24 protein-coding genes, 1 tRNA gene and 3 pseudogenes are annotated in these 25938 nt (G+C 46.8%); 19 read left to right on the top strand and 9 right to left on the bottom strand.

All coding sequences use genetic code 11. The annotated features are described in order from the left end of the window. Positions 1 to 66 precede the first annotated feature (66 nt). Complete coding sequence (locus tag ACIPUG_RS11975; protein ID WP_039283843.1) at positions 67 to 489, top strand: MarR family winged helix-turn-helix transcriptional regulator; 423 nt, start codon at positions 67 to 69, stop codon at positions 487 to 489. A 127-nt stretch (positions 490 to 616) separates the two neighbouring features. Here the strand turns inward: ACIPUG_RS11975 and ACIPUG_RS11970 are convergent, their stop codons facing one another. Beyond that, the gene (locus ACIPUG_RS11970; protein ID WP_400338525.1) at positions 617 to 1804 is read right to left on the bottom strand and encodes an MFS transporter; all 1188 of its coding nucleotides are present in this window, start codon (positions 1802 to 1804) and stop codon (positions 617 to 619) included. Between the two features lie 115 nt (positions 1805 to 1919). Between ACIPUG_RS11970 and ACIPUG_RS11965 the strand changes: the two genes are divergently transcribed. After that, positions 1920 to 2876: an AraC family transcriptional regulator gene (locus ACIPUG_RS11965; RefSeq protein ID WP_039461818.1), complete on the top strand. Its 957-nt coding sequence runs from the start codon at positions 1920 to 1922 to the stop codon at positions 2874 to 2876. A 251-nt stretch (positions 2877 to 3127) separates the two neighbouring features. On the opposite strand, the gene ACIPUG_RS11960 is transcribed toward ACIPUG_RS11965, so the two are convergent. Further along, positions 3128 to 3937 carry a hypothetical protein gene (locus tag ACIPUG_RS11960; protein ID WP_400338523.1) on the bottom strand — a complete coding sequence of 270 codons (810 nt, stop codon included), beginning with the start codon at positions 3935 to 3937 and terminating at the stop codon, positions 3128 to 3130. Positions 3938 to 4481: 544 nt separating this feature from the next. Between ACIPUG_RS11960 and ACIPUG_RS11955 the strand changes: the two genes are divergently transcribed. From ACIPUG_RS11955 to ACIPUG_RS11890, 14 genes and pseudogenes are all read left to right on the top strand, one after another. Next, on the top strand, positions 4482 to 5831 hold the full coding sequence (locus tag ACIPUG_RS11955; protein ID WP_400338521.1) for an undecaprenyl-phosphate glucose phosphotransferase: 1350 nt from the start codon (positions 4482 to 4484) through the stop codon (positions 5829 to 5831). Next, positions 5821 to 7107: an outer membrane beta-barrel protein gene (locus ACIPUG_RS11950; protein ID WP_400338558.1), complete on the top strand. Its 1287-nt coding sequence runs from the start codon at positions 5821 to 5823 to the stop codon at positions 7105 to 7107. Before ACIPUG_RS11955 ends, ACIPUG_RS11950 begins: the two co-directional genes overlap by 11 nt. Position 7108: 1 nt before the next feature. After that, a complete protein-coding gene (locus ACIPUG_RS11945) occupies positions 7109 to 7666 on the top strand; it encodes a polysaccharide biosynthesis/export family protein (RefSeq protein WP_400338519.1) in 558 nt (185 codons plus the stop codon). 2 nt (positions 7667 to 7668) lie between these two features. Next, a complete protein-coding gene (locus ACIPUG_RS11940; protein ID WP_400338517.1) occupies positions 7669 to 9801 on the top strand; it encodes a GumC family protein in 2133 nt (710 codons plus the stop codon). 13 nt (positions 9802 to 9814) lie between these two features. Then, positions 9815 to 11026 (top strand): lipopolysaccharide biosynthesis protein, encoded by a 1212-nt coding sequence (locus tag ACIPUG_RS11935; protein WP_400338515.1) that lies wholly within the window; start codon positions 9815 to 9817, stop codon positions 11024 to 11026. Further along, entirely contained in the window at positions 11023 to 12405 is a 1383-nt protein-coding gene (locus ACIPUG_RS11930; protein ID WP_400338514.1) for a capsular biosynthesis protein, read from the top strand. The genes ACIPUG_RS11935 and ACIPUG_RS11930 overlap by 4 nt, the downstream gene beginning before the upstream one ends. Beyond that, positions 12398 to 13387, top strand: a complete 990-nt coding sequence (locus ACIPUG_RS11925) for a glycosyltransferase family 2 protein (protein ID WP_400338513.1) — start codon at positions 12398 to 12400, stop codon at positions 13385 to 13387. Before ACIPUG_RS11930 ends, ACIPUG_RS11925 begins: the two co-directional genes overlap by 8 nt. 9 nt (positions 13388 to 13396) lie before the next feature. Next, a complete protein-coding gene (locus ACIPUG_RS11920; protein WP_400338557.1) occupies positions 13397 to 14608 on the top strand; it encodes a glycosyltransferase family 4 protein in 1212 nt (403 codons plus the stop codon). 1 nt (position 14609) lies between these two features. Beyond that, positions 14610 to 15722, top strand: coding sequence for a glycosyltransferase family 4 protein (locus tag ACIPUG_RS11915; RefSeq protein ID WP_400338511.1), 1113 nt, complete (start codon positions 14610 to 14612; stop codon positions 15720 to 15722). Between the two features lie 2 nt (positions 15723 to 15724). Continuing rightward, complete coding sequence (locus tag ACIPUG_RS11910; RefSeq protein ID WP_039461791.1) at positions 15725 to 16132, top strand: hypothetical protein; 408 nt, start codon at positions 15725 to 15727, stop codon at positions 16130 to 16132. A gap of 38 nt (positions 16133 to 16170) precedes the next feature. Beyond that, positions 16171 to 17565: a DUF4832 domain-containing protein gene (locus ACIPUG_RS11905; protein WP_400338509.1), complete on the top strand. Its 1395-nt coding sequence runs from the start codon at positions 16171 to 16173 to the stop codon at positions 17563 to 17565. Positions 17566 to 17591: 26 nt separating this feature from the next. Beyond that, positions 17592 to 18092, top strand: coding sequence for a serine acetyltransferase (locus ACIPUG_RS11900; RefSeq protein WP_039510887.1), 501 nt, complete (start codon positions 17592 to 17594; stop codon positions 18090 to 18092). A 202-nt stretch (positions 18093 to 18294) separates the two neighbouring features. Continuing rightward, positions 18295 to 18504 carry a DUF1778 domain-containing protein gene (locus ACIPUG_RS11895; RefSeq protein WP_400338507.1) on the top strand — a complete coding sequence of 70 codons (210 nt, stop codon included), beginning with the start codon at positions 18295 to 18297 and terminating at the stop codon, positions 18502 to 18504. After that, positions 18501 to 19028, top strand: a pseudogene (locus tag ACIPUG_RS11890) (GNAT family N-acetyltransferase). The gene ACIPUG_RS11895 and the pseudogene ACIPUG_RS11890 overlap by 4 nt, the downstream one beginning before the upstream one ends. A gap of 243 nt (positions 19029 to 19271) precedes the next feature. Here the strand turns inward: ACIPUG_RS11890 and ACIPUG_RS11885 are convergent. The 6 genes and pseudogenes from ACIPUG_RS11885 to ACIPUG_RS11860 form a co-directional block, all read right to left on the bottom strand. Continuing rightward, positions 19272 to 19982 (bottom strand): hypothetical protein, encoded by a 711-nt coding sequence (locus tag ACIPUG_RS11885; protein WP_146074767.1) that lies wholly within the window; start codon positions 19980 to 19982, stop codon positions 19272 to 19274. Positions 19983 to 19984: 2 nt separating this feature from the next. After that, positions 19985 to 20956 carry an aminoglycoside phosphotransferase family protein gene (locus tag ACIPUG_RS11880; protein WP_104213204.1) on the bottom strand — a complete coding sequence of 324 codons (972 nt, stop codon included), beginning with the start codon at positions 20954 to 20956 and terminating at the stop codon, positions 19985 to 19987. Positions 20957 to 20958: 2 nt separating this feature from the next. Then, a complete protein-coding gene (locus ACIPUG_RS11875; RefSeq protein WP_400338504.1) occupies positions 20959 to 21654 on the bottom strand; it encodes a hypothetical protein in 696 nt (231 codons plus the stop codon). A gap of 345 nt (positions 21655 to 21999) precedes the next feature. Beyond that, positions 22000 to 22275 (bottom strand): annotated as a pseudogene (locus ACIPUG_RS11870) (CcdB family protein); the annotation flags it as partial. A 32-nt stretch (positions 22276 to 22307) separates the two neighbouring features. Then, the gene (gene ccdA / locus ACIPUG_RS11865; protein WP_104213206.1) at positions 22308 to 22526 is read right to left on the bottom strand and encodes a type II toxin-antitoxin system antitoxin CcdA; all 219 of its coding nucleotides are present in this window, start codon (positions 22524 to 22526) and stop codon (positions 22308 to 22310) included. Positions 22527 to 22540: 14 nt separating this feature from the next. Then, the gene (locus tag ACIPUG_RS11860; protein ID WP_400338502.1) at positions 22541 to 22789 is read right to left on the bottom strand and encodes a helix-turn-helix domain-containing protein; all 249 of its coding nucleotides are present in this window, start codon (positions 22787 to 22789) and stop codon (positions 22541 to 22543) included. Positions 22790 to 22807: 18 nt separating this feature from the next. On the opposite strand from ACIPUG_RS11860, the pseudogene ACIPUG_RS11855 reads away from it, so the two are divergent. Next, positions 22808 to 22939 (top strand): annotated as a pseudogene (locus tag ACIPUG_RS11855) (helix-turn-helix domain-containing protein); the annotation flags it as partial. A gap of 86 nt (positions 22940 to 23025) precedes the next feature. On the opposite strand, the gene ACIPUG_RS11850 reads toward ACIPUG_RS11855, so the two are convergent. After that, positions 23026 to 23101: transfer RNA gene (locus tag ACIPUG_RS11850), tRNA-Phe, on the bottom strand. A gap of 311 nt (positions 23102 to 23412) precedes the next feature. Here ACIPUG_RS11850 and ACIPUG_RS11845 point away from each other — a divergent pair. After that, entirely contained in the window at positions 23413 to 23544 is a 132-nt protein-coding gene (locus ACIPUG_RS11845) for a hypothetical protein (protein WP_275900134.1), read from the top strand. A gap of 231 nt (positions 23545 to 23775) precedes the next feature. After that, a complete protein-coding gene (locus ACIPUG_RS11840; protein WP_277455956.1) occupies positions 23776 to 25929 on the top strand; it encodes an ornithine decarboxylase in 2154 nt (717 codons plus the stop codon). The last annotated feature ends 9 nt before the right edge of the window (positions 25930 to 25938 follow it).

The following is a 25938-nucleotide window of genomic DNA, read 5'->3' as shown; positions in this document are numbered from 1 at the left end:
CAAGTTACTTTTGGTCAAACGTTATTTATAATTTTTTTTAAGCTTGTGAGTAACGGAGTATTTAAAATGAAAGAAAACAGTACCCTGGGTGAATTGCTGTGCTTCTCTCTGTATTCGGTCGCCAATGCACTGATCCGTCAGTATCGGCCGCTGCTGAAAGAATTCGATCTGACTTACCCGCAGTTTGTCGTCCTTCTGTCCCTGTACGATCAGGACAATATCCTGCTCAAAGAGCTGAGTGAGAAAACGCTGTTTGATTCAGGCACGCTGACGCCGCTTGTCCAGAAGCTGGAAGCCAAGGAATTTTTAAACCGGGTTGCGGTTGCGGGTGATGAGCGGATGAAAAAAGTGGTGCTGACTGATAAGGCGCTTGCGTTGAAAGAACGGATCGTCGACCTGCCAAATCAGATGCGTTGCTCTATGCGTATGAACGATGAAGATCTGAATATGCTGCGACAGCTTTCCAAAAATCTGCTGGAAGATTTATAGCTGGGTGAGGGGAAAGGTCGATTTCTTATTGAGGATTCTCGAATCGTCTGGTCGATTGGGTGGCGCTAATAGTTCAAAAGAAGGGAAGTGACAAATGCCACACCCGCGCTGGGTGTGGCATAACGTGTTATTGTGCGCGAATTCGCACGCCCGCAAAAACAATCACCATTGCGGATACCAGCAATAATCCGCTGCCAGCAAACACACCGCTGGCTCCGTTGAGGTCAAATATCACTCCGCCACCCGCTGCACCCGCCCCGATAGCAAACTGGATCGATGCCACCAGTAAACCGCCCGCGCTTTCGGCTTCGTCCGGTACGGTGGTTGCAAGCCAGGTTGACCAGCCTACGGGAACCAGGCCAAACGCAAATCCCCACATTGCCACCAGCAGACCATCCAATATCGCCAGATGTCCAAAGGCTGCCATGGTCAGTGCCAGAACGCCCATCACAAAGGGCACAAGTGCCAGCGTCAGGCGTAAGTTTCGCGCCAGTAGATAACCGGCAATCGAAGTACCGACAAAATTGGCGAGGCCAAAGCCGAGTAAAATCAGGGAAATATTTTCGACGCTTGCCTGCCCGACGGTTTCCAGAAACGGGCGCAGGTAGGTAAAGAACGCGAAATGTCCGCTGAAGATCAGCACGGTTGCCAGCAGTCCGCCGATCATGCCCGGACGGCGCAGCACGCGAAGCAGTGTTCCCAGGCTACCGCTGCTTTCCGGCTTCATCGATGGCAACACCCACAGCTGCCAAAACAGCGCTACAACGCTCGGCAGAATGCAGAGAATAAAGACGTTTCGCCAGCCAATCAAACTCCCCAGATAGCTGCCAAGCGGCGCGGCAACCACGGTGGCAATCGAGACGCTGGAGAAGATCACCGCTAGCGCTTTAGGCACTTTATCCTTGGGCACAAGACGCATCGCCGTGGCGGTGGACATAGCCCAGAACCCGCCAATGGCAATCCCCAGCAGTAAGCGCCCGAATAGCAGCACATGCAGATTGGGCGCAAACGCCACCAGCAGGCTAGAGATGATTTGCAGCACCGAGAAAAACATCAACACCCAACGGCGGTCGATGCTTTTGGTTGCCGATGTGATGAGCAACCCGGTCACCAGCGCGACCAGCGCCGTTGCGGTAACCGCCTGGCCTGCCATTCCCTCTGTAACGCCTAGACTTGCCGCCATCGGCGTTAATAAACTGGCTGGTAGAAACTCAGCCGTAATCAGGCCAAATACCCCCAGTCCCAGTGAATAAACGGCTCGCCAGGCGGGTTTTGCGGGCGCGATGGCCTCACTTGCCGCTATACATGAATTCATCTGTTGCTCTCTCGTTAGAAAAATGTGACAACCGTCACGAAGCATAGAGCGTTCCACATGGACGATCTATGACATATACTCTTCACTTATTGATTATTCGTCCGGAGTTGTCGTCATGACCGTTCAGTCACCCGATTTGATCAGCGAGCTTCTGCGTGGGATGCGTCTGTCCGGGGTGACCTATCGCCGAATTGAAACCCACGCTCCCTTTGGTGTGGCGTTCCACTACGTGCCCGGCAAGGCGCAGTTTCATTTTGTCAGCCAGGGTACGGCGCTGCTGCGCATGGAGAGTGGCGCGACGTTTGTGCTAAAAAGCGGGGACGCGCTGTTTATCCCCAACGGAAATTCGCATGCATTGCTCTCTGATGAAAAGGCTGACGTCACGCCGGTGTCTGCATTTCCCAGCGAACCGATTTGCAATTCGGTGTGTGCGATTGACTGCGAACCCTGCCCAGACACCGAAAACACGGTGATATTCAGTGGATGCATGGATTTTGAACTGGGGGGAATGCAGCCGCTGATCAAAGCGATGCCGGAAGTCATGATGGTGAGCCGCCTGATGTCGACCTGGCCGGAAATCCATCCGATTCTTGCGGCCATGGAACGTGAGTCGATGACACGCCAGGTAGGATTTGCCGGCATTCTGGCGCGACTGGCCGATGTGGTCGCGGCGCTCATCGTACGCGGATGGGTTGAAGCCGGCTGCGGTAAAGCGACGGGCTGGGTGCAGGTATTGCGTGACCCGAGGCTGAGCCGGGCGATTTACGCGATGCATCAGAATCCGGGCGTCAACTGGAGCGTCGCGGAACTGGCAAAAGAAGCGGGCACCTCGCGTTCGGTTTTTGCCGAACGCTTCCTCTCTGCAACCGGGACTACGCCCGTAAAATATCTCAGCGAGCTGCGTATGCGCTTAGCTGTTCAGTACATCCGTCATGAACATCAGCCGATTGAAACGGTGGCGCTACGTCTGGGTTACGGATCGCTGGCGGCGTTCAGCCGCGCATTTAAACGCATCGTGGGCCATGCACCGGGAACGCTGCGGGAAATCAGCCAGGCTTCTGAGGAGGTTTGACACACGGACTGCCATACAGGAAGCCACGTTTTTTACTGATATCCCCAGTGGCTGGATAACGTTACTGAGTTAATTACATCTCACCATTGTCATTATTGTAATGTAACGATATGTCATTTTTTATCGGGGTTAAAAACCTGAATGTTTTGCGACGCCATCAATCTTATGGCTATATAGCTGCAATGCCGTTGGTTTAATCAACAACGGCATATTTTTCCACATAACCAAACTTCAACAGCGAACCATCCAGACTATTGTTGCAATATATTCAGGCTTTCTTGCAGCGAGAGAATATCGTTCGGCGATCCTTTACCTTCTACGGTATTGGTAAAATAGTTGTAATCGAGATCAATCCATTTCTGCAATTTCGCTTCATAGTTCTCTGGATATTGCGCCTGCTCGATAACCGGTAGTGTTTTATAGTGGTCCAGCACCTCGCTAAAGAAACCGGTCAGTTTCCCGCTGCTGTTGTATTCCGCCATCGCTTTGGCGACCACCTCTTGGCGCCATGCATATTCTTGATCGTATGACTCTTCCCATGCCGCTCTTCTTTCGTTGGTGGTATAGAGTCCACTGTCGTCATAGGTAATTAAAGCAAGCTGATCGCGTGAAAGGCCGGCAAACGGATTCTTTCCGGAACCATTAACAAATTTTGTGGCGTCTGCTGCCCTGCCCAAACGTTCAGGCTCGGAAGAATCGGGCACTTCAGCGTTATTAATCGCCCGGTTAGCGTCATAATCTGGCCCGGTGATTTTTTTGAGCAACGTGGTGGCTTTTGCGCCGAGCTCTTTTCTGCTGAGACTCGCATACTCGGCATCAGCACGGTTTGCGCTGTCGCTTAATTGCTGCGCCAGAGAGGAAAACACCACCTCTTGTTTGGTCTGGCCGTCGGCGTTTACGGTCATGCTATCCGCAGTGGCAGACTGGGTTGCCGCGCGCTGGGGATCTGCGGCCTGTGTGCTGGTGCTATAGGGGGTTCCAACCTGGTTGATCATACCTGAACTTCCTTCTGGCAGTTTTTTTAAAGCGTTGGATGAATACGGTGGGCCGGTATCGGGCATCGCTTCTCATCAAAACAATAAAGATATCGGTCAGTGAAGGGCAATCTTTATACGTTCGGGTGCGAACTGATCACTCCCGTTCGTCGAACTGGATGATTCGCAATCTGACCCACAAATTCCCCGATACGAAGGGATAAATCAAAACGCATCGGAAAAGATCTTTACGTCAACTTATTGCATCAAGAAACAGAGGAGCAGATTTGCCTGAACGGCGAAATTTTACGCTTTATCCACTACATTGGAATAATTATAGAATAAAAATATTTAGAATTAAATAATGATAAAATGAATTTTTATAGAAATCATTGATTTGAAAATTATATTTTATACATTAATTATTATGGTTGTGGGTACTAGCATTTTGTGTTTTTTGCCAAAATTTTCTTTAAGATTGCTCTGATTGTTATTCTAAAATTTTTTTATGTGATGTATTATCCGTCACGGAGAAATGCCAATAATAAAAAACTTAATGGATTAAGATAAAAAAGTGTCTACTAACCGGATAAATATTTCCTATGGAAATGATTTTTTTGTTATTAAATTGATGGACTTTTTATCAATCAATTTAACATTAATAGTCAGCGCCAGTCTATTTATGATGGGCGCTTTCGATGATGTCATTATGATTAGCCTGCTATTCTCAACCTCTTTTTTACTTATTGGAGAATATACTGGTTTATATCATCATGGCCTTAAAAATATGCAGGCCGGTGGGCAGAGAAGACTGTGGGGTTCCGCATTATTTTCGGTCATCTTTGTGGAGTTAGTCAGGAATTATGCCGGTACGCTGTACTCGCTGGGTCTCTTGCATCAATTCGATAATATCTATTTTTCCGCAACGCTGTACTGGTATATTCTTTCGCTATGTAGCCTCTATATCACGCGTTTAATTACGTTTAAATTTACGACTAAAAAACGGTTCCGAATTGCTATTGTGGGATTAACGCCCGGCGGGTTAGCGGCGGAAAAAGCATTGCTTAAAGAGTATGCCAACATGCAGTTAGAATTGGCTTTTTACGACGATCGTAGCCCATCCCGTTGTGGCTATCTGTTTAAGAGCCAATTTAAAGGTAAAGTGAGTAAGCTGGTTGAAGAAGCTAAAGCGGGCAGAGTGGATGAGATTTATATTGCGCTGCCGATGGTTGCGCTACAACGCATTCGTTATTTTCTGTCGATGATGTCCGATACGACGGTAGATACCTATATCATTCCCGATCTTTATTCCTACAGCTCATACGTATCGCAGTTTCGCTCCATCAATAACATTCAGACCATCAGTATTTTCAGATCGCCGTTTGATGGTATTGGCTCGGTGATTAAGCGCGTTGAGGATTTAGTTATTGGTGGCGTTATTACGCTGATGATTTCGCCATTGCTGCTGGTGATTGCTATTGGTATCAAACTGACGTCACGGGGGCCGGTGTTATTCAAGCAAGATCGTTACGGCCTGAGCGGCAATAAAATCAAAGTGTGGAAATTCCGCTCGATGCACGTGATGGAAAACGCCGGCGTCGTGACGCAGGCGACTAAAAACGATCCGCGTGTTACGCGTTTTGGCGCATTTTTACGCCGGACTTCGCTGGATGAACTGCCGCAATTTTTCAATGTATTGCAAGGGACGATGTCGATTATTGGCCCGCGTCCTCATGCCGTCGTGCATAACGAGCAGTATCGCCAGCTAGTCGAGAATTACATGATTCGCCATAAAGTGAAGCCTGGAATTTCAGGTTTGGCGCAGGTTAATGGTTATCGCGGCGAAGTGGATACCCTCGATAAAATGGAAAAACGGGTTCACTACGATATTGCCTATATTCAGAGTTGGTCCCTTTGGTTGGATATCAAAATTATCTTTAGAACCATTTTCAAAGGCTTTATCGGTGAAAATGCGTACTGAATGGATCATCGCCGCTGGAATGATAATCCCCCTACCATCCTGGGCTGACCTGATGCCGAAATCGCATATCGGTGTCGCCGGTATTGATTTTCAAAGCCAGGTGGGGCTGGAGTATGGGCATGAGAATAACGTGACCTATCAGGCTGACGATCGGGACGCGGTGAGTTCTCATTTTCAGAGCGTCAGGCCAATGATTAAGGCCATTGGCGCGCGTTATCAGGATCAATATCTGTTGATGTATTCCGGTGATTATCGTCGTTACGACAGCGATCCGGCGGATAATTACACCGACCATTTCTTTCGCTTTAATGGCGCATGGCGCTACGGGTTGAGGCATGGATTAACGCTGAGTCTTGAGGAGGCGCTTGGGCACGAAATGCGTGGGCGCGGTATTACCGAAGGTTTTCGACCACAACAGTTCAGCGATTTCGGTATTCATTCGCCGTTGGGTACCGCACTTTTCAACAGTGAATTGCGTTATAGCTATGGCGCGCTGAAAGGGCGCGGTAAAGCCGACGTCGCGCTGCTGTTTAGAAAACTGCGGTTAGGCCGCACGGAGGATATTAAAAATACCGATATTGATTTTTATAACTATGTTCTTGGGCAGGAATGGCACGAGAACGGTTTGATCGCCGAATTATCTGACCAATACTCGTCGGCAACGCGCTTTCGCTACCGTTTTATTGGTAATCAGCGGCGTTATGAAATCGATTCGCAAAAAGATAGTGATGAATATTATCTGGAATACGGTATTAAATCGCAACTTACGGGAAAAACCGGTATTGATGCCAATGTGTCCTGGCTCTACAAGACATTCGATAATAACCCGAACGCCAGGGATTTTAGCGGGATAAACTGGGATATTCAGACGGAGTGGAAACCACTTAAACAATCCATTTTTACCGTACATACATCGCAGTATATCAAAGACCCGTCAGAAATCGGCGGCTATATCCTGGCTTCTAAATACGGCATCTCTTATCAGCACTTTTGGCTCGTTGATCGTTTTTCCACCACGTTTGACTATTCATACCTGACGGATGTTTACAAGAATTACCCGCGAGATCGTAAAGACAGAAACAGGGCGTTCGCCTTCGCTATGAGTTATGACTTCAGGCCCTCTATTAACGTTGAATTAACGTATCAACGGAACACGCTACGTTCCAATCAAGATAGCGATTCTTTCTTTATTGGCCCTAACGGCGATCGCCAGGTCGTCAGAATGCTGGGCCGTGATAACTCTCTGATTATGTTTACGGCTAAGGTACAGATCTAACGTGAAAATAATAAAACTGTGCATTTTTCTGTGCCTCAGCGTCTGGCTAGCGGGATGCTCCCCGCCGAGCCAGCGGCAAATGGACAAACCTGAAAGCGAAACCACCGGTTATCCGTTAGATGAAGGCGATGCTGTCAATATTCTGGTATACGGCGAACCGGATATGACGATGAAGTTCATGCTGGATAAAAGCGGTGCGATTACCTTCCCCTACATTGGTCAACTGGTGTTGAAAGGGAAAACGCCAGAGCAGGTGGGCGAGGAGTTGGCTAATCGCCTACGCGGCGACTATCTGCAAAATCCGATGGTGACGGTCAGCATCGCCGAGTTCCGGAAATTCTATATCACTGGTGAAGTGGAGAAACCGAACGGGTATGTCTACGAGCCGGGCTTAACCGTTGAAAAAGCGCTGGCGCTGGCCGGCGGATTTACCGATCGTGCAGACCGCAAGGATGTGGGTATTCGTCTATCGAATAGCAATCAACTGATTGAAAATGTTGATGTAAGACGCGTCGTTCATCCTGGCGATACCGTGATTGTCGGTATGAGCTTTTTCTGACCATGAGTCTATCTATCGTGGAAAATGGCAGAAAACTGGAAAGCATCATCGATTTCTCCAGATTTGCCCAAGAAATCAAACAGAACGGCTGGAAGATCATGCTGGCCGGCCTGGTTATGGCGGTAGTGGCTTACCCGCTGATTAGCATGATCACGCCCAAATATGTGTCGACCGCAACGGTACTGCTTAAAGCGCAGCAGGATAACGTTTCGCCTTTACCGCAGGTCGATGGTTATGATTCCACCCGTAGCGGCTATTACGAAACCCAGTATGCCTTGATGCAGTCACGTATTGTGCTGGAACAAGCCGTGCGAGACATCAAGCTGGACCAAAACCCAGCGTTTAACGGCGGTACAGACAAAAACGCGGATAACCGTGGCGATGCGCAACAGCGGGTCGATCACGCACTGGATTCGATAGTGGCAAACCTCACTATCACTGGCGTTCGCACCACGCACCTTGCCACTATCTCATACGAATCGGCGTCGCCTGAGCTGGCGGCCGACATCGCTAACGGCGCGGCGCAGGCATTTATTGACTATACAGCCAGGCAAAAGCACCTCAAGACACTGAAAGCCAAAACGTTGAACCAAAAACAGATGGAAGAGGTGTGGCAGCAAGTCGTCGAGCAACAGGCCGTCATCGACCAATTTCTGAAGAAAGAAGGGCTGCTGACTTTCCGCGGCGTGGATGGCTTCGAAACTGAACAACTGGGGATCGTCACCACCAAGTTAGCGGATGCCACCCAACGTCGCATCAGGGCTGAAACGAATTACAACAGCGTGCGTTTGAACGTGGATGCGTCGCTGGAAAACATCATTTCTCTGCCTGATATTTCTAATCATGCCCAAATTCAGGATTTGCGCATTGCGCTGATTCAGGCTCGGCGTTCTTTATACGAGTTACGGAAACGCTACGGGCTGAAGCATACCAAAATTTTAGAAGCCGAAGCCCAGGTTCAGGCGATTGAAGAGCAGACCCACACCGTGTTACTCGAACTGGAAGCGGGGCTAAATAAGCAGTATCAGGCGGCGTTGAGGGATGAAAAATATTATCAGCAACTACTGGAGAAACAGAAAGCGGATTTCCAAACGCTGGCGTCTAAACGTGATGAATACAATAACCTGATCACCACGTTGGATAAAACAAAAGAGCTGTATAAGGCGCTCTATCAACGCACCAAAGAGCAGACGCTGGCAGGTAACTATTTAGAACCGGACGCGGTACTTTACGACCCTGCCGTACCGGCGGACCACCCGTCGAAACCTAATAAAGCGATGCTGCTGGTTATGGTGGTCATGCTAACCCTGATTTTCTCGGTGGTTTACTTCATCGTGAGAGCTGCGCTGGATAATTCAATCAACAGTATCAGCCAGATGAAAAAGCGCCTGAATGTGGCGCCGGTGGGGGAAATTCGCATCTTCGCCAGTGGCGTGAAGCGCGCACAGGTTGTGCGTTTGATAACCAAAGCGCCGCTGTACGTTGATATTGTCCACAGCATGCGAACCCACATTTTGTTATCGCATCCATCCTGCCAGGCCATTGCCATCAACTCGGCAGAGCATGGCGAAGGGCGATCGTTGCTGGCGCATTTGCTGGCGACATCTTTTAGCGCTGACCAAAAAACGCTGCTTATCGACCTGGATTTTTTTAACGACGACGGGCTGACGCAAGACCTGGCGCCCCCTTCCGCTATCGGTGTGGCAGAACTGCTGCAAGGGCAATCACCGTTGGATGCCGCACTGGTGACAATCAGTGAAAATTTGAGCTTCCTGCCGCGTGGCAATGCCTTGATGTCTTCTTTACTGATGCTGTCGTCCGAACATGTCGTGACGTTGATGGCGGAGCTGAGAACTCGCTATCAGCGAATAATCGTTGATGTGGCCGCAGTGAATCAAACGCAGGATAGTCAACTCATTAGCCGGGTAATAGACGGGGTGGTTTTTGTGCTGAAAGCCGGCGAGTGGCGTACGGGTGATGTGCTTAATGCCATTGAGAAAGTTAAACAGCACCGCGCGGTGCTGATTGGCGCGGTAATGAATCGGGTTGCGGATAAAAACCTCGAAACCAAAGAGGGGATACGTTCCCTGAACCATCGTATGAATGCGCTAATCGACAGTACTGGTCACCTGTGAGTTTATTAAAAAGATGAGTTTACTAAAAAGCGTTTCTACCATTGCGGGTTCATCGGTGGTTTCACAGCTAATTGGCGCGCTGTCTATCTGGCTGATTTCGCATAAATACAACATGGCCGAGGTGGGGATCTACGCGCTGAGTTACAGCATCGTGTTGGTGGGGGCGCAGGTCTGTACCTTTGCATCGCAACTGCTGATTCCGAAACAGCAAGACAGTGAACTGGCGCAGAGTGTGGTGTTCAGCACACTGCAAAGCCTGCTTACCGCGGTGCCCTATGCGATGTTGACCGCATGGCTGTTTCAGCGAAATGTGTTCTTTCTCTATCTGCTCACGCTGTCCTATGCGCTGGTGCTGATCTCGGAGAATTTGTCGCTGCGCGAGGGTAACTACCGTTTTCTGGCCTTTCAGCGACTCGCTGTCTCGGTGGTGGTCGTGCTTTCGCTGGTGTTCACTTCACATACCACCGCGTTTTATTGGTCCTGGGCCTGCGCCATGATGGTGCTGATTAGCGGCTGTATTCTGTTCTCGTTCAATATTCGCACCGTTACGTTTGGACATTTTAGTCCGCAACGTAATAGGGCTTTCTTTCATCAACATTCTCATCATCTCACCCGCGTTGGCAGCGCCGAAGTGTTGGCGATGGTTAATAGCAATTTACCGATTATGCTGATTAACTTTTGGTTTTCCGCGTTGACGGCTGGGTATTTCTCGGTGGTGAGCCGTTTTTGTTTGTCTCCGGTGGTGATCATCGGTAATGCGGTGCGTCATTCTATTTTTTCAAACTGGTCTGCCGATTTCAGAAACAAACGTTTTAACTATGATGAGTTCAAAAAAATTCGTCTGGTATTATTGATGTCGGGGGTGGTCTGCACGCTAGGCGTGTTTATTTTCTATCCGTTGGTGATGCATCTTTTTTTTAGCGAGGAGTGGATTAACTCCATTCCAACCTCTCGCTATATGTTGCCTTATTTATTTCCGGCGCTGGCGGTGTGTCCGCTGACGGTGATTGAACTAATATTTGGCTCTCATCGCTATTTTTTGCGTATTCAATTAGAACAATTGAGTGTGGTATTAATCGCATTTGTAATTTTACCTTATTTTTATAATCACTATGCCACATCAATAATTCTTTTTTCTGTGCTGACGTTTGTACGTTACGCGTTTATTTATCTCAAAGTAAACAAACGTGCTAATGGACTGAAAAATATGATGACAGAACCATGATCTTGAATACCGGGCTTTACCTACAGGTTTATGTTGTTATCACGCTGGTATTCTGCGGACTGACGCAGTATTTCACCGGTTTGCTGGCGGTGCTGTGGTTACCCTTTATTTTGGCGCTGAACATGGTGGGGTTGCTGATTATGCAGACTCGCTACGATAGATTGCATTTGGATACGCAGGAATTGATGGTTCTCACGCTTTACCTCTCTTTTCTGGCGATGGCGGGATTATCTACCCTGTTACAGGGCGGAATAACCGTCACTATCGTTGGGTTTAAAAACGAGGTTGCATTGTCGCTGATGATGTTTTGCCTGCTGCTGGGATTTTGCCGCGAATCACAGATTTATCGCGTGACCCGCAGTTTGTATTGGGTGTTCTACGCGCAGTTCCCGGTGGTGATTTATCAGGTGTTGTTTGTTTTGCCGCGGCGGGTAGCATTGCGAGGAGAAGACGAAAAATGGGACTCGGTAGTCGGCACTTTCGGCGGCGACCCGATGGGCGGGGGAAATACTGCGGCGATGGGGTTGTTCTGCCTGTTGATTATGCTGCTGAAAGTCTCGGAATTTAAACATGGTCTGACGTCATTTAAATCCACGGCGCTGCATATCGTTTTGGGATTTAGCTTGTGTATCCTGGGGGAAGTGAAATTTGTGATCCTGATTTCACCGTTATTACTGGCTTGGGTTTGGTTAATGCCGAGCTACATCAAAGGCATGAATAGCGTAAACCTGAAAGCAATTTTGCTGATTTTCACTGGCATGGCGTTGCTGATTACCGTGGCGATTACCATTTTGGCCTCGGGTTACTCCTCGGCGTTTGGTGGCGACCCGACGAAAAGCGCGATGAGCGTATTTCTGGATTCATTGAATTATATTTTTGATACCAGCTACATTATGGAATCCGGGGAACTTGGGCGTCTTACTACGCTATTTTTCTGGCTGAAAAATCACGATATGTGGGGGATCTCCGGCACGTTGTTTGGCTATGGATTAAATGCGACAAATAGCGGCAGCGCTGTCTCTCCCGGCTTTTTGAATATCATCTATAACCTGATCATTGATTCAACTTCATTAAGTGTGCTGCTATGGGAAGTCGGCGTGATTGGAACGCTATTTTTCATCGGGTTAATTATTTATATCTTAATGATTACGCAACCAAAGCCAGTACTGGAGCGTAATGAAATAGACCAACAGGATCTGCAGCTGCTGAGTTTTTCTCCGGCCTTTAACGTTTTTGCTGTTGGGTGCCTGTTGAGTCTGCCTTATAGCCAGATCCTGATGATTATTCCCATGCTGCAATTCCTATTTTATTTATCCCTGGGCTCAAGTCTGGTGATTCGCCATTCTGTCCGCCGTTATATCGGAAAACTGTATGAGTGATAAACCTTTTATTTCAGTGAGTATTAAGACATTCAATGAGGCGGAATGCATCGAAAAAACCATCGACAGTATTCGTCGCCATATTGTGGATTACCCCCATAAAATCATTGTTGCCGATAGCTTATCAACCGACAACACGCAGCAGCTTGCCAGCGCCAAAGGCGTTACCGTGGTGTCGCTGACTGAACCGTCCGAACGCTGCTGCGGTGTGGGGCATCAGCTTGGTTACCTGTACAGTCAGGGGGATTATTTACTGCTCATGGACGGCGATATGGAGCTGGAAGATGGCTTTATTGAGCAGGGCATCGCATTTTTAACCGCATATCCAGATTACGCCGGCGTGGCTGGAACGGTAGAGATGGATGGCGCGGCGAACTATGAGTTTACATCACGTAAACAGCGCCTTCATAAAATATATCCGTTGGGCGACTGCGGTCATTTAGGCGGTGGGGGGTTATACCGCCGCTCGGCAATTGAAAAAATAGGTTATCTCACCAACCGCAGCTTGCATGGTTATGAAGAGGCTGAATTAGGCATTCGCCTGCGCTATGCCCACTATAAATTACATCGACTTAATGTGCCTTATTTCCGTCACACGTCGTACACCATGCCAACATATAAAATGCTGCAATATCGTTGGCGGAACGGTTTTCTCTGGGCGCCGGGCGAGCTTTTACGCAGCGCATGGGGGATGCCTTATTTCCGTGAGGCATTGCATATCGTTAAAAACGAGGCAGTTTTTGCGGTTTATTTGCTGGTGCTGTTGATGAGTTTATTGACGTTTAACGCCGCTGTTATTGGCATCGCGTTGCTGCCGTTACTCGCTTTTGTGGCATTAAAAACGATTAAGAACCGTTCACTGCTGAACGGGGGGCAGAGTGTGGTGAACCTGGCTGTGTTTTCTGCGGGATTGATAAAAGGGTTAACCAGACCCGTGCGCGACCCTATGACACCACCAGGCAGCAAGGTTATTCATGAATAGGCAGGTATGATGAAAGTTTTATTGGTCAATAAATTTTTCTATATTAAGGGCGGCGCTGAAACGGTTTATTTTCAAGAGATTGATATGTTGAAAAAGGCTGGCGTTGACGTTATCGCTTTCTCTATGCAGCATGAAAATAACTTCCCGTCAGACTACGCGCCCTATTTTGTCAGTAATGTGGATTATCATCAAAACAGCAACGCGATTGGGGCAATTAAAACCGCGGTTAACTTTATTCATAATGCTGAGGCATGTAATAAATTGCTGGTGTTATTGCGTAAAGAAAAACCGGATATTGTTCATTTTCACAATATCTACCACCAGCTCACGCCGTCGTTGATTAAAATTGCCCGTCAGTTTGGGTGTAAAACCGTGTTAACGGCTCATGACTACAAGATTATCTGCCCTTCGTACACCATGCTGCGCGATGGCAAAGTCTGTGACGCGTGTTTAACCGGTTCGGTATTTAACGCTTTTAAATATCGGTGCCAGCAAGGTTCTGCATCGAAAAGTCTGCTGCTTTCGTTAGAAGGCGCCTGGCAGAATATTGCCAAAAACTATCAGGCGCTGGATGTGATCGTTTCGCCCAGCGAATTTCTGCGTAACCAATTAATGCGCAAACTGCCGAATGTTCGTATTGACGTGATTGTGAACGGCATTAATGACAGCCTGCCGGCGGAGGATGTTAAAGACGACGGTTATTTGCTGTTTATTGGTCGCCTGAGTCGGGAGAAAGGCGTTGCTACGCTTGCCAGGGCGCATCAGCAAATGCGGAATAAAATTCCGTTAAAAATTGCGGGCAGCGGGCCGCTGTATAACGATTTGGTCGCGCAATTTCCGCATGCGGAATTCCTGGGTTACAAACAGCAGGGCGAAGAACTTAACCGGCTGATTAAATATGCACGCGCGGTGGTGGTTCCTTCCGAATACTATGAAAACTGTTCAATGTCGGTACTGGAGTCGATGGCATTTGCTAAACCGGTGGTAGGCGGGCGTATTGGCGGTATACCTGAACAAATTCGCGATAAGATAGACGGCATTTTATTCGAACCCGGCAATGTGCAGGCATTAGCCGATGTGCTGGATGACCTGGCTGTGAATCCGCAAAAAGCCAGAGAAATGGGATTAAATGCGCGCCAACGTCTTCGCGAAAAATATTCATTACGTAAACACACAGAATCTCTATTGGCGCTTTATCGGGAAATAGTAATCGAAAAATAATATGACTACGAAAATTACCGTTCTGGGAACACGTGGTATTCCAAACGTGTTGGGTGGTGTGGAAACACATTGCCAAAATTTATATCCGACGATTAAAAAGCAATTCGACGTGGATATTTGCGTTCTCGCACGTTCACCTTATGTGAATTATAAAAAATCACAATATCGAGGCGTGATGACTCGCGCTTTACTGTCGCCGAAAAAGCGTTCATTAGAGGCTATCGTTCATTCGGTGCTGGCGGCATTTATCACCTGCTTTGATCAGTCCACGGTGGTGCATGTTCACGCTATTGGCCCGGGTCTGGTGGTGCCGCTTTTGCGTTTGCTGGGTAAAAAAGTGGTTTTTACTCATCATGGCCCAGACTATGACCGCCATAAATGGGGATTCCTGGCAAAGAAAGTTTTATTGCTGGGTGAAAAGGTTGCCGTGAAATATGCCAATGAAGTGATTGTGATCTCCGAAGTGATTAATAATATGATCAAGCAGAAATATGGTCGCAATGATGCCCATCTTATCTATAACGGTGTGAATCTACCCCAGCGACTTACTGCGGACGTTATCCATCAAACATTGGTGCGTTTTTCTCTTCAGCCACAACACTATTTGGTTGCGGTTGGCCGCTTCGTGGAAGAAAAAGGCCTGCATGATCTTATCGCGGCCTATCGGCAATCGGGCGTTACGATGCCACTGGTTTTGGTTGGCGATGCCGATCACCCCACTGCGTATAGCATGCGATTAAAACAGTTAGCCCATGAAACCCCGAATGTGATCCTGACCGGATTTTTAACCGGCCAGGAACTACAAACTGTTTTCTCACAGGCATCACTCTTTGTGATGTCGTCATATCATGAAGGGTTACCCATTGCGTTGCTGGAGGCCATGTCATTCTCATTGCCTGTCGTGGTCAGCAATATTCCAGCCAATCTGGAGGTGAAATTAGCGCCAGAAACGTATTTCAATGTAGGAGATGTGGCTGATTTATCCGAAAAAATCACGTTGCGCTCTAAATCGTTATCTGTTGATTACTCTGAATATTTACAAAGGTATAATTGGCAACACATCGCGGAAAAAACGATGACCGTTTACACCGCAGTAAACAAATCAATAGGTTAATAGTGAATGAATCGAATAAACGCCCGTTAGTCATTGAGCGCTTCTATGAAGCCCTTGATGGAAAAACCGATACAGAGCTGACCTCGGAACAGCGGCTGGCTGTTGAGCAGGCGGTGATGTCGATTACGGCATCTTCAATGCATTGGGTCGACGTGCGTAAGAGTTTCCCTTTTTTGAACAGGCGCTATTACTTCGTTTTTTTGTTCGGTCTGGATCACCGCAAGCGTCCACGCAAAGAGTCAACGCTATTTCGCATACTGCTGACTGTGTTGATTCTGTTTACTGGCTTGTCCTGCATGCTTGCGGCGCTATTGATGCTTTACATGATTAAGTCTGCCTTGGGTATTGATATTTTCCCACATTTCCACTTAGGAATTTGGGATTGGTGGCTCAGCCTGAAGGATCACTGACCTCCGGTTTCTGCTGATGTGGAAATAAGGAGTCATAAGTGCATTGTAAAATTATCGCTGTAGGAGGTTTGCTATTTTCTGTATTGGGTGTGGCCGATGGCGTGATGACGACCGTCACCCCCAGAGGGCTAACTGGCCCGCTAACGAACCCAGGTACTGGCGTCGCCAGCTTTAACAAGGGTAATGGTACAACGTTGTCGCTGGCTGATTATCCCGACACCGGCATTGAATACGATCGCTTGTACTGGAATGAACTCGAACCGGTAGAAGGCCAATATAATTTTCAAGCTGTGGACGTTATTTTCGAACTGGCTAGCCAGCATCAACCGCCGATGAACGTGGGGTTGCGCTTTATGGCGCTTGATGAGCCTGCCAGTGGTTCAAAGATTCCTGACTGGCTGATCCAAAAAGGCATCAAGGGTGAATGGACGCCGGACAAAAAAACCTTTGCGCCGGATCTGGACGACCCGGTGTTTATCGAATACAGCCAGCGTTTGCTTAATGCTTTTGGGCAGCGCTATGACGGTAATTCGAATTTGGCTTATATCGATATTGGGTTGGTGGGGTCATGGGGCGAGTGGCACAACACCAATTTCCCGACCATTACGCCGCTGATTGAACGCTACACATCAGCTCAGTTGGATAAGTACGTGGAAATGTATTTTGCCGCGTTTCCCAACAGCCCAAAAATTATGCTCATTAACGGCGGCGACACGTTGGCCAACGCAGTGAAGCAAGGTGCTGGATGGCGCGCGGATTGCTGGGGAGACTGGCATAATTTTTCGACTACATGGAGCCACATGCAAGATGATTACCCGCAGCGGCTGCAAAACGCGGAGGCGCTTTATCCCAATTTTAGCGCTGCGTGGCAACGTGCGCCGGTGAGTCTGGAAATCTGTGGTCATATGTCGGAGTGGCAGAGCGTGCAGCACTATACTCGTGCGCAAGTGCAGGTGGCCTTTGACTGGGCGTTGGCACAGCATGCCAGCACCATTAATCTGAAATCGCGCAGCGTGCCGACGGAATATCGGGACATTGTGGATAACGCGCTGACCAAACTCGGCTATCGTTTTCGCCTGGCCTCGTTAACTCATGAGTCTGAACTGGCACAAGGGCAGAGCCTGACGTTAAACCAGCAGTGGTTTAACGACGGCGTAGCGCCCATTTATCTGAAATATGATGTGGCCTATCGTGTGGTGAATGATGCCAACACCGTAATGAGTATGGGAAAAACGGCTGATGACATCCGCACTTGGTTGCCAGGGCAGCATACCTTCGTCTACCAATTGGCGATGCCGGAAGCGCTGCCAGCTGGGCAGTATAATATTGAAATGGCGATGCTGGACGCAAAGGGAGTATCGCGAATTAATCTCGCCAACGAGGGCAAGCAAGCTGACGGTTGGTATCGAATTTCCACGGTAACGGTGCGCTGAGCACGGAATTAAGAATAGATATTCATATGCTGAAAAATATCGGCCATGTATGGTGTGAAATAAAAGCGGCGGGCAGTATTAAAGCTAAACTAGTCATACTGCTGTTTCGCCTTTCAACCATTTACCAGTCATCAAACGCGCTGCTGAAAATTATCAGCGTTCCTTTTGTTGTCCTGAATAAAGTGATTAATGAGTGGCTGTTCTGTGTGGAAATTCCGCACAGAACTCAAATCGGTTTTGGGCTGAAAATATATCATCCGCACTGTATTGTGGTGAATTCCGATGTAATCATCGGGGCGAACTGTACATTACGGCAGGGGGTCACCATTGGTAGCGTGATAAACCGTGAAGGTCATGTCACCAAAAGCCCGGTACTGGGTAATCAGGTGGAGCTTGGTGCCAATGCCATTCTGCTAGGCGGCATTACATTAGGTGATAACGTAAAAGTCGGCGCGGGAACCGTGGTAACAAAAAGCCTTGCTGCCGGAAAGGTGGTCGTAGGGTATGGAACCAGGGAATTGAATTGAGTGTGTATGCTCATTTCTATGCGAATGTCATGTGACAGCGGGTCGCCTTCTGCTGTCTACTAAAATAATGGGCCACATGCGATAAAGAAATGTCCGGCTCGTTCCTTCGGTTCAATTTCCTGCGACGTCGATAAATCGTAATGACATTAGTGTTACGTTATCTGTGTAATTAATATCCAAATCGTGTGCCAGAGATAACATCATGCCAGCCACGAATAGCGTTTCTGTTAAACGCGAAACATTGAATTTATGCATCAAACCTGCCGAACGCGACCTTATCGATCAGCGCATCATCATGGCTGATCCTGACGCTTATCAGGAATTCCTCGCCCGCTTGGATCAGGTCGCCTCACCGAATGCTGCATTGCGTAAAACCATGCAAACGCCCGATCCGTGGGAACAGAAAAAATGATCTCCGTCCCTGAGCTATTTCATGCCAAGCATGAATTTTCCTCATTCTGCTGTGGCGTGGAGTCCATGGACAACTGGCTAAAACAACGGGGGATGAAAAATCAGGTCACTGGTGCATCATGAACTTTCGTCAGTTGCGATGATTCAAAAGTGTTGGCGTATTACTCATTGGCTTCCCGTGCTGTGGCAACGAATGCCGCCCCCGGACGCTTTCGCCGCAATATGCCCGATCCGATTCCAGTGGTAGTACTGGGACGTCTGGCGGTAGATAAATCATTGCATGGTCAGGGTGTTGGCCGGGCGCTGGTGCGTGATGCCGGGCTGAGGGTTATTCAGGTGGCGGATACTATCGGCATTCGCGGGACGCTGGTTCATGCGCTATCTGATGAAGCGCGGGAATTTTACCTACGCGTGGGGTTTGAACCTTCGCCGATCGATCCGATGATGTTGATGGTAACGTTGGGGGATTTGGTGGGGGGGTATCAATTTGACATTAATATTGTGCCCGTGAATCTCAAAAAATGAATGGTTCGTTTTATTGGATGCTTACTGTTGAGCTGAATACTCATATATACGGTGGTGATTTTTATTTTTTTGATAGTATAATGCGTATATTTTGGGGGTGTATAATAAAAACTTTACAGGGAAAACCATCGTTTATTCATGATTATTCTGTGGTGGTGATGTTTGGCGGTTTTTTAAGTTAAAATTATCCTCCTTGTGATGTATTATATCAGAAGGAGGGGGTTTGATTACTCTATTACTCTATTACTCTTTTTTATTTTCGCCAAAAATTGCTTTTGAAGTCAATCTTAATCTTTCTGTTGCATCAATTGTACCGAATCCAGAAATAATGGATAAACCCAACCACCATAATGACTCTGGGTGGCTGGTATTTAATGTTAATGAAATTATATTTGATTTTAATAATACTACAACTATTAATCCTAGGATTGAACCTGTAATTGGCCTCGTAAAATATAGTGGCCACCACCGTTTAAAATCCAATGTGTTTTTATATGAGGCATTACCAACAAAATCTATAAAAAGCCTCAAGATAGAACCCAACGCCCCTCCTAATAATGCAATGTAAAATATCAACTCTGATAATTTGTTTTTTAGATTATCTGATTTTGAAATGATTAATGTTAATGCTGATTTAAACATTGAAAAAGATATGCACTGAATCTTATCTCCTTGACACTTAGATGTGGCAATTATAAATATTTTTTCTTCGTTCTCTCCTGTTAATGCCCCTTTGATAAAAAATTCATTTTTATCATGATTAAAATAAATAAATGATGGTATGGCTGAATAATCGAAATTTTCTGAAGGAGTAAAAGGTGCCGATAATAACTCGACTTGCTTGCTTTGTAGTATTTCTATGCATTTTAGTGTGCCATAAACAACAGCTATACTTATGAATAATAAAATTAAATATAATGATGCCTTCTCTTTTTGAGTTGAGTATTCGCTCATTCTTATGCTACACCTATTTTGTCAGTGAAAAAATCAGATGCCCATTTTAACCCCGGGAATATATCAATCAAAAGATCTCTTTTTATTCCTGTAGGAAGTGGTCTATTAATGAATTTAGCTAATCTATATGCTCTCAATAGGCTAAAAGAATAAATTTCTTCATTTAACGCATTGCTTTTACTTACTAAATGGTTAGCTAGCGATTCATGAGTTTTAATTTTAGGTGTTAGTGTATTCAAAAAATATCCAAGAGTACAATTTTTGGGGCCGGATAAGCAACTTTCAAAATCTATTAGTCCAGATATTTTTCCGTTTTTTTCAACTAGTATATTGTCAATGCCTGTATCTCCCCATATAAAATAATTATCAGATGTAATGGGGGTTTTTAGACAGGATATAACCATATCTTCCACTTGTCTTACTTTTTCTTTAGGGATGCAATTACTATTATAAAAAGCATTTCGGCCATTTTCTATTGAGTCTGCTAAAAATTCACTCCAATATGAATAATTCGCACTGTAGCCATTTATCAACTCCCCTGAATTTTTTATTTGTAATGATGATAGTTTGTCAAATATGGCTATTAGCTGATTCCCTATGTAATCAATTTGAGGGTTTTTAGTTTTAAGATATGATGAAAGCATCATTCCTTCTATTCTCGGGTAAACAAAATACCTCAACCCTATATCTGGACCATTCAAAGAGGTTGCTATAATATTAGGAACTGATAACCCTAATTCTCTACAGCGTGCTATTATCTGTAATTCCTTTTCTAACACGTCTTCTCTACCATGAGGATACACTCTTAAAATATATTTAAAATTATCTTTTGTTTTACATAATGTTTTATATGTCATTACGCCTATTGGTATTGGTTCGAAGGTAATAACTTCCTTGCCAGTAGCATGCCGTATTATTTCAGGAATAATACGGCATGGAAATGGAGGAAGTTTATTTAATATTTTCTTTTCCATGATCAGATTAGCCCTTTTAGCAAAAAATCTTGTTCTGGTTTGAAAAAAACTTCCGAAAAAAGATGTATGCTATCTTTAAATTCCCTATTTTTTTTCATCCATGAAAATGTGATTGGTTCAATTTCTAGATTGTATACACTTGCGTAATGTATTGCTCGTATCCATAATACAGCATTCCTATCTATTTTCTGACCATAAAGGAAAGGACCTGTGGGATAATCAAATCTAACCATCTTAAGCTTTTTTTCCGAGGCGTCTCTTATTCCATTAACTGGATCAAATAGTTTTAGTGTTCTCAATTCTAATGCAATCGCGTTCATTGTAAAATCAAACTGATTGAGAACATCTGTAATGTCTAAACATTTCCACAAACCTGGGGTAAATGAATTTATTGGCATTATATCGGCATAAATACTACAATTTTCAGGATACCATCGAGGAGCTCCATACGGGGTTTCTAAAACCTTACCATATTTTTTAAGTGTTCTTATTTTTTCATAATAATCTTCAGTGTCAATAAAGAAATCATAGTCTTTAATCTCATTATCGGTTTTCATTATTGAATTCCGAAGTGCTCCTCCGGATATATATACAGGGCTTGTGCTATTATCTAAGAATAGTTCTTTAAAGATTGGATAGCCTATCCAATTAAATAATTTCCTAGAAACTAACTCAATCAATTTAGAGTTATCCATCATAATATTATTTCTCGAATGAGTTGTTTTTTGTTAAAAATCTAATTATATATTAAATAAAATTAAATTGCTAGAGATCGTTTTTAATAAATAATTTAATATTTTATTAATTATAAATCACAAAAATAAATTGATGTATTTATAATTTACTGTTTGATTTGTTTTTTCATGAGCTATTTAATAAAAATTAGTTAAATAAACCATTTTCTTACCAAAAGGGTATTTTATCTTTCCAGTGTGCGACTAAGTGAACGTGTGTGCACTATTCACATTTTTAATGTATAGCCTGAAAGTCCATTTCGCAGAACCGTTACACATAAGATTCGATTCAAATGCTATTGATGCATCTCAAATCCCCCAAAATATAAGATTAATCACATCCTTAATCTCATCAGCATACTCACCAAGATCCGCGATAACCTCACCAATGACCTCAACGGGAACGCTCGATAGTTCAGTGGTCATCAACTGATAATCTTCGCCGTCGATGCGAATCAGAGGAAACAACGTTTTATTCACTTTCTCAGACAGGTGATGTGCATCTATAAGCGGAATGACTATACGCCGCTTTGGTGTCTCGAAAATATCGTTTTGTACATCGACAAACGCTTTGTAATAGCTGGATCATTTATATTGAGAAGCAACGAATTACACGATCACCAGTTCCTATTTTCATCCGCAAAGGAACCATTTTGTGCGATCAATTGGGCGACTTCTCCCATTCCTTCGCGGTTTTCCTTCTTCCACACTTCAGTTTTGATGCGGCGGACTTCTTTGCCTATGACGTTATTCACCAGACCAGAAATGTTGACTCCGGCAGTACTCAGAACCTGATAATCGTCTTTGCCCACGGCAATGCTAATCCGGCGTTTCATTGCCGTGTTCCTCTTTAACCAAGCGCTTTATATTTTGCAGGGATCTTAGCAATAATGCTGGCGGGTTCTAGAGAAAGTAAACGGGCGATATGGATGAATTCTACAATGTCTAACCTTCTTTCCCCGTTCTCAACCTTGGCGATAAACGATTGAGGGCGATCCAGCGCTAGCGCCAGGTTTACCTGCGTGATCCCTTTGGCAATGCGTGCTTCACGTAATGCCTTGATAACGATTTGATATTCATCAGAGTAAACAGAAGCCATCGATTCAACCCCATAGATAATTTCTTAACAAGGCATTGGCCTAAAGGTGAGAGATTAATTGCCTGCGCATTGGGAAAGCAGCCGGAGGAGATCTGGCCGTCACGCTATCAGAGTATGGGCTCGAATCATGGGGAAGGGGAGGCGGGATAGATAGCGCTCGTAGAGAACGAGACCCAGTTCAGAACCCAATCCCCAAAAGCAAAAAACCAGCCGTTAGGCTGGTTTCTTTAAATTAGTGGTGCCCGGACTCGGAATCGAACCAAGGACACGAGGATTTTCAATCCTCTGCTCTACCGACTGAGCTATCCGGGCAACGGGGCGCATTAAACCGTATTGGCCACGTGGCGTCAATGGGTTTCTGTCACAAAGCGGAGCGCCTGCGCTATTTTCAGGCAATTGTATTATTTACTCGCCAGTTTCTGGCGATCCTTTCAGCACGCTTAGCGTGGTAATGTTTATTTCTGATTCGCGCGGCATGTTTCGTTGCACTTTTACCGTGTTGAGTGCGGGCTGGATTGTTGAATTTGATGAAGAATAATGCCACTATTGCGCGGTTTTTAACGTCTCGTTCACCTGAACGCCCCTTTAAGCGTAGTTAGCGTTAGCTAAAGAGGATCGCCGATATGTCAGATTCATTGCTCATGGTGTCGCATGCTCGCGCCAGTTCGTTGATGACGTCGCTGCGCGTTTCTTCTTCTCACCGCTGCACGGTTTACTTTTCTCCCCGTCGATTATCCTCCTTCACCATGCGGTGAGGCGTTCGTTCGCTCGCTGTTAGGCATGAGTAAAAATAGAGTACGCCTCTGCTTTTACTGATGTCTATCGGATGGTGCTGGCTCCAGTTTTTCCATTCTTAGCCTACAGTTTACCTGTAGGGATCATACGCTTGTCGTTATTGATTGGCATTGTGATTGGTCGGGATTGTTATCCCTGAACGGTGTCTTCCAGGCACGTACACTTACCTTTAACCGTTTGGGTTTGGTTACATGAAACAGTTAAAAATTGCGGCGAATGCAGCGGTTGCCACCCGTTTAATCACAACGCGCGAGATTGTCGCGTTGAGTCAGACCGATTTCACGGATGTGGCGGCGGTCGTGGTTTCTATTGAGGAAGCCCGTAGCGGTATTCTGTCGATATTGCAGCACACCGGTTTTAGTATTCCGGCGTTTGTCGAAGAGCCTGATGAAGATAAAGAGCTGGATGTTCTGCCTGCGGGCAGCGAATGGCTGGTTCTTGATGACGACGGCGAGCACGCCAACGTGCTGGAGCGAGCGGCGAAAGCCTATCAGGATACGCTGTTGCCACCGTTTTTCGATACGTTGACCAAATACGTCAACATGAAAAACACGACGTTTGCCTGCCCAGGGCATCAGGGCGGTCAGTTCTTCCGCAAGCACCCGGCGGGGCGTCAGTTTTTTGAGTTTTACGGTGAGAACGTGTTTCGTTCGGACATCTGTAACGCGGACGTCAAACTGGGCGATTTGCTGATCCACGAAGGGGCGGCGAAGAAGGCGCAGAAGCACGCTGCGCGCGTGTTTAATGCCGATAAAACCTATTTCGTGTTGAACGGTACCTCCTCGGCGAACAAAGTGGTGACGAACGCGCTGCTGGCGCGCGGCGATCTGGTGCTGTTTGACCGCAACAACCATAAATCCAACCATCACGGCGCGCTGATTCAGGCGGGTGCGACGCCAGTTTATCTGGAAACCGTGCGTAACCCGTTCGGCTTTATCGGCGGCGTGGATGCGCACTGTTTTGATGAAGCCTATCTGCGCAAGCTGATCGCGGAAGTCGCGCCGGAACGCGCCAACGAGCCGCGCCCGTTCCGTCTGGCCGTCATTCAGCTTGGCACCTATGACGGCACGATTTATAACGCGCGTCAGGTCGTCGATAGCATCGGGCACCTGTGCGACTACATTCTGTTTGACTCCGCCTGGGTCGGCTATGAGCAGTTTATCCCGATGATGGAGCAGTGTTCGCCGCTGTTGCTGGATCTGAATGAGAACGATCCGGGCATTTTCGTGACGCAGTCGGTACATAAGCAGCAGGCCGGCTTCTCCCAGACCTCGCAGATCCACAAAAAAGATACGCACATCAAAGGTCAGCGCCGTTTCTGCAACCATAAGCAGCTGAATAACGCCTTTATGCTGCACGCCTCGACCAGCCCGTTTTACCCGCTGTTCGCCGCGCTAGACGTCAATGCCAAAATGCACGAAGGGGCAAGCGGGCGTCGTATGTGGATGGACTGCGTGAAGCTGGGCATTGAGGCGCGTAAGCAGCTGCTGACGCGTTGTTCGCTCATCAAACCGTTCGTGCCTGTGACGGTGGGCGGGGCGCTTTGGCAGGATCACGATACGGAGACCATCGCGCAGGACGTGCGCTTCTTCAATTTTGAGCCGGGCGAGAAATGGCATGCGTTCGAAGGATACGCGGAGGATCAGTATTTTATCGATCCTTGCAAGTTACTGCTGACAACGCCGGGTATTGATGCGATCAGCGGCGATTATACCGAATTTGGTATTCCGGCGACGATTCTGGCCAACTACCTGCGCGAGCACGGCATCATCCCTGAAAAATGCGACATGAACTCGATCCTGTTCCTGCTAACGCCAGCGGAAGACGCTGCAAAAATGCAGGAACTGGTGAATGCGCTGGTGCATTTCGAGACGCTGATCGCCCGCGATGCACCGCTGAGTGAAGTGCTGCCTAGCCTGTATCAAAAATACAAAGAGCGCTATCGCGGTTACCGGCTGCGTCGGCTGTGTCAGGAAATGCATGATTTTTACGCTCAGCACAACGTGAAAGATCTGCAAAAAGCGATGTTCCGCAAAACCGAGTTTCCATCCGTGGTGATGTTGCCACAGGATGCCAACAGGGAATTTGTGCGCGGGAATATCGAGCTGATTCCTATCGACGAAGCAGAAGGGCGTATCGCAGCGGAAGGCGCATTGCCGTATCCGCCGGGCGTACTGTGTGTCGTGCCGGGGGAAACCTGGGGCGGGGCGGTACAGCGCTATTTTCTGGCGCTGGAAGCGGGCATTAACCTGCTGCCGGGCTTCTCGCCGGAATTGCAGGGCGTTTACAGCGTCGCAGAAGAAGATGGCAGCAAGCGCCTGTACGGTTACGTGGTAGAACAGTAATTACGGATA

It is taken from the genome of Pectobacterium sp. CHL-2024 (assembly GCF_044751765.1).
Classification (GTDB): Bacteria; Pseudomonadota; Gammaproteobacteria; order Enterobacterales; family Enterobacteriaceae; genus Pectobacterium; species Pectobacterium brasiliense.
This window is presented reverse-complemented; position numbering and strand designations above follow the sequence as displayed.

Bases quoted from the DNA above. Each gene is read 5' to 3' on its own strand.
- ACIPUG_RS11975 (WP_039283843.1), top strand. From the start codon at position 67: ATGAAAGAAAACAGTACCCTGGGTGAATTGCTGTGCTTCTCTCTGTAT.
- ACIPUG_RS11970 (WP_400338525.1), bottom strand. From the start codon at position 1,804: ATGAATTCATGTATAGCGGCAAGTGAGGCCATCGCGCCCGCAAAACCC.
- ACIPUG_RS11965 (WP_039461818.1), top strand. From the start codon at position 1,920: ATGACCGTTCAGTCACCCGATTTGATCAGCGAGCTTCTGCGTGGGATG.
- ACIPUG_RS11960 (WP_400338523.1), bottom strand. From the start codon at position 3,937: ATGCCCGATACCGGCCCACCGTATTCATCCAACGCTTTAAAAAAACTG.
- ACIPUG_RS11955 (WP_400338521.1), top strand. From the start codon at position 4,482: ATGGACTTTTTATCAATCAATTTAACATTAATAGTCAGCGCCAGTCTA.
- ACIPUG_RS11950 (WP_400338558.1), top strand. From the start codon at position 5,821: ATGCGTACTGAATGGATCATCGCCGCTGGAATGATAATCCCCCTACCA.
- ACIPUG_RS11940 (WP_400338517.1), top strand. From the start codon at position 7,669: ATGAGTCTATCTATCGTGGAAAATGGCAGAAAACTGGAAAGCATCATC.
- ACIPUG_RS11935 (WP_400338515.1), top strand. From the start codon at position 9,815: ATGAGTTTACTAAAAAGCGTTTCTACCATTGCGGGTTCATCGGTGGTT.
- ACIPUG_RS11930 (WP_400338514.1), top strand. From the start codon at position 11,023: ATGATCTTGAATACCGGGCTTTACCTACAGGTTTATGTTGTTATCACG.
- ACIPUG_RS11925 (WP_400338513.1), top strand. From the start codon at position 12,398: ATGAGTGATAAACCTTTTATTTCAGTGAGTATTAAGACATTCAATGAG.
- ACIPUG_RS11920 (WP_400338557.1), top strand. From the start codon at position 13,397: ATGAAAGTTTTATTGGTCAATAAATTTTTCTATATTAAGGGCGGCGCT.
- ACIPUG_RS11915 (WP_400338511.1), top strand. From the start codon at position 14,610: ATGACTACGAAAATTACCGTTCTGGGAACACGTGGTATTCCAAACGTG.
- ACIPUG_RS11900 (WP_039510887.1), top strand. From the start codon at position 17,592: ATGCTGAAAAATATCGGCCATGTATGGTGTGAAATAAAAGCGGCGGGC.
- ACIPUG_RS11895 (WP_400338507.1), top strand. From the start codon at position 18,295: ATGCCAGCCACGAATAGCGTTTCTGTTAAACGCGAAACATTGAATTTA.
- ACIPUG_RS11885 (WP_146074767.1), bottom strand. From the start codon at position 19,982: ATGAGCGAATACTCAACTCAAAAAGAGAAGGCATCATTATATTTAATT.
- ACIPUG_RS11880 (WP_104213204.1), bottom strand. From the start codon at position 20,956: ATGGAAAAGAAAATATTAAATAAACTTCCTCCATTTCCATGCCGTATT.
- ACIPUG_RS11875 (WP_400338504.1), bottom strand. From the start codon at position 21,654: ATGATGGATAACTCTAAATTGATTGAGTTAGTTTCTAGGAAATTATTT.
- ccdA (WP_104213206.1), bottom strand. From the start codon at position 22,526: ATGAAACGCCGGATTAGCATTGCCGTGGGCAAAGACGATTATCAGGTT.
- ACIPUG_RS11860 (WP_400338502.1), bottom strand. From the start codon at position 22,789: ATGGCTTCTGTTTACTCTGATGAATATCAAATCGTTATCAAGGCATTA.
- ACIPUG_RS11845 (WP_275900134.1), top strand. From the start codon at position 23,413: ATGTCAGATTCATTGCTCATGGTGTCGCATGCTCGCGCCAGTTCGTTG.
- ACIPUG_RS11840 (WP_277455956.1), top strand. From the start codon at position 23,776: ATGAAACAGTTAAAAATTGCGGCGAATGCAGCGGTTGCCACCCGTTTA.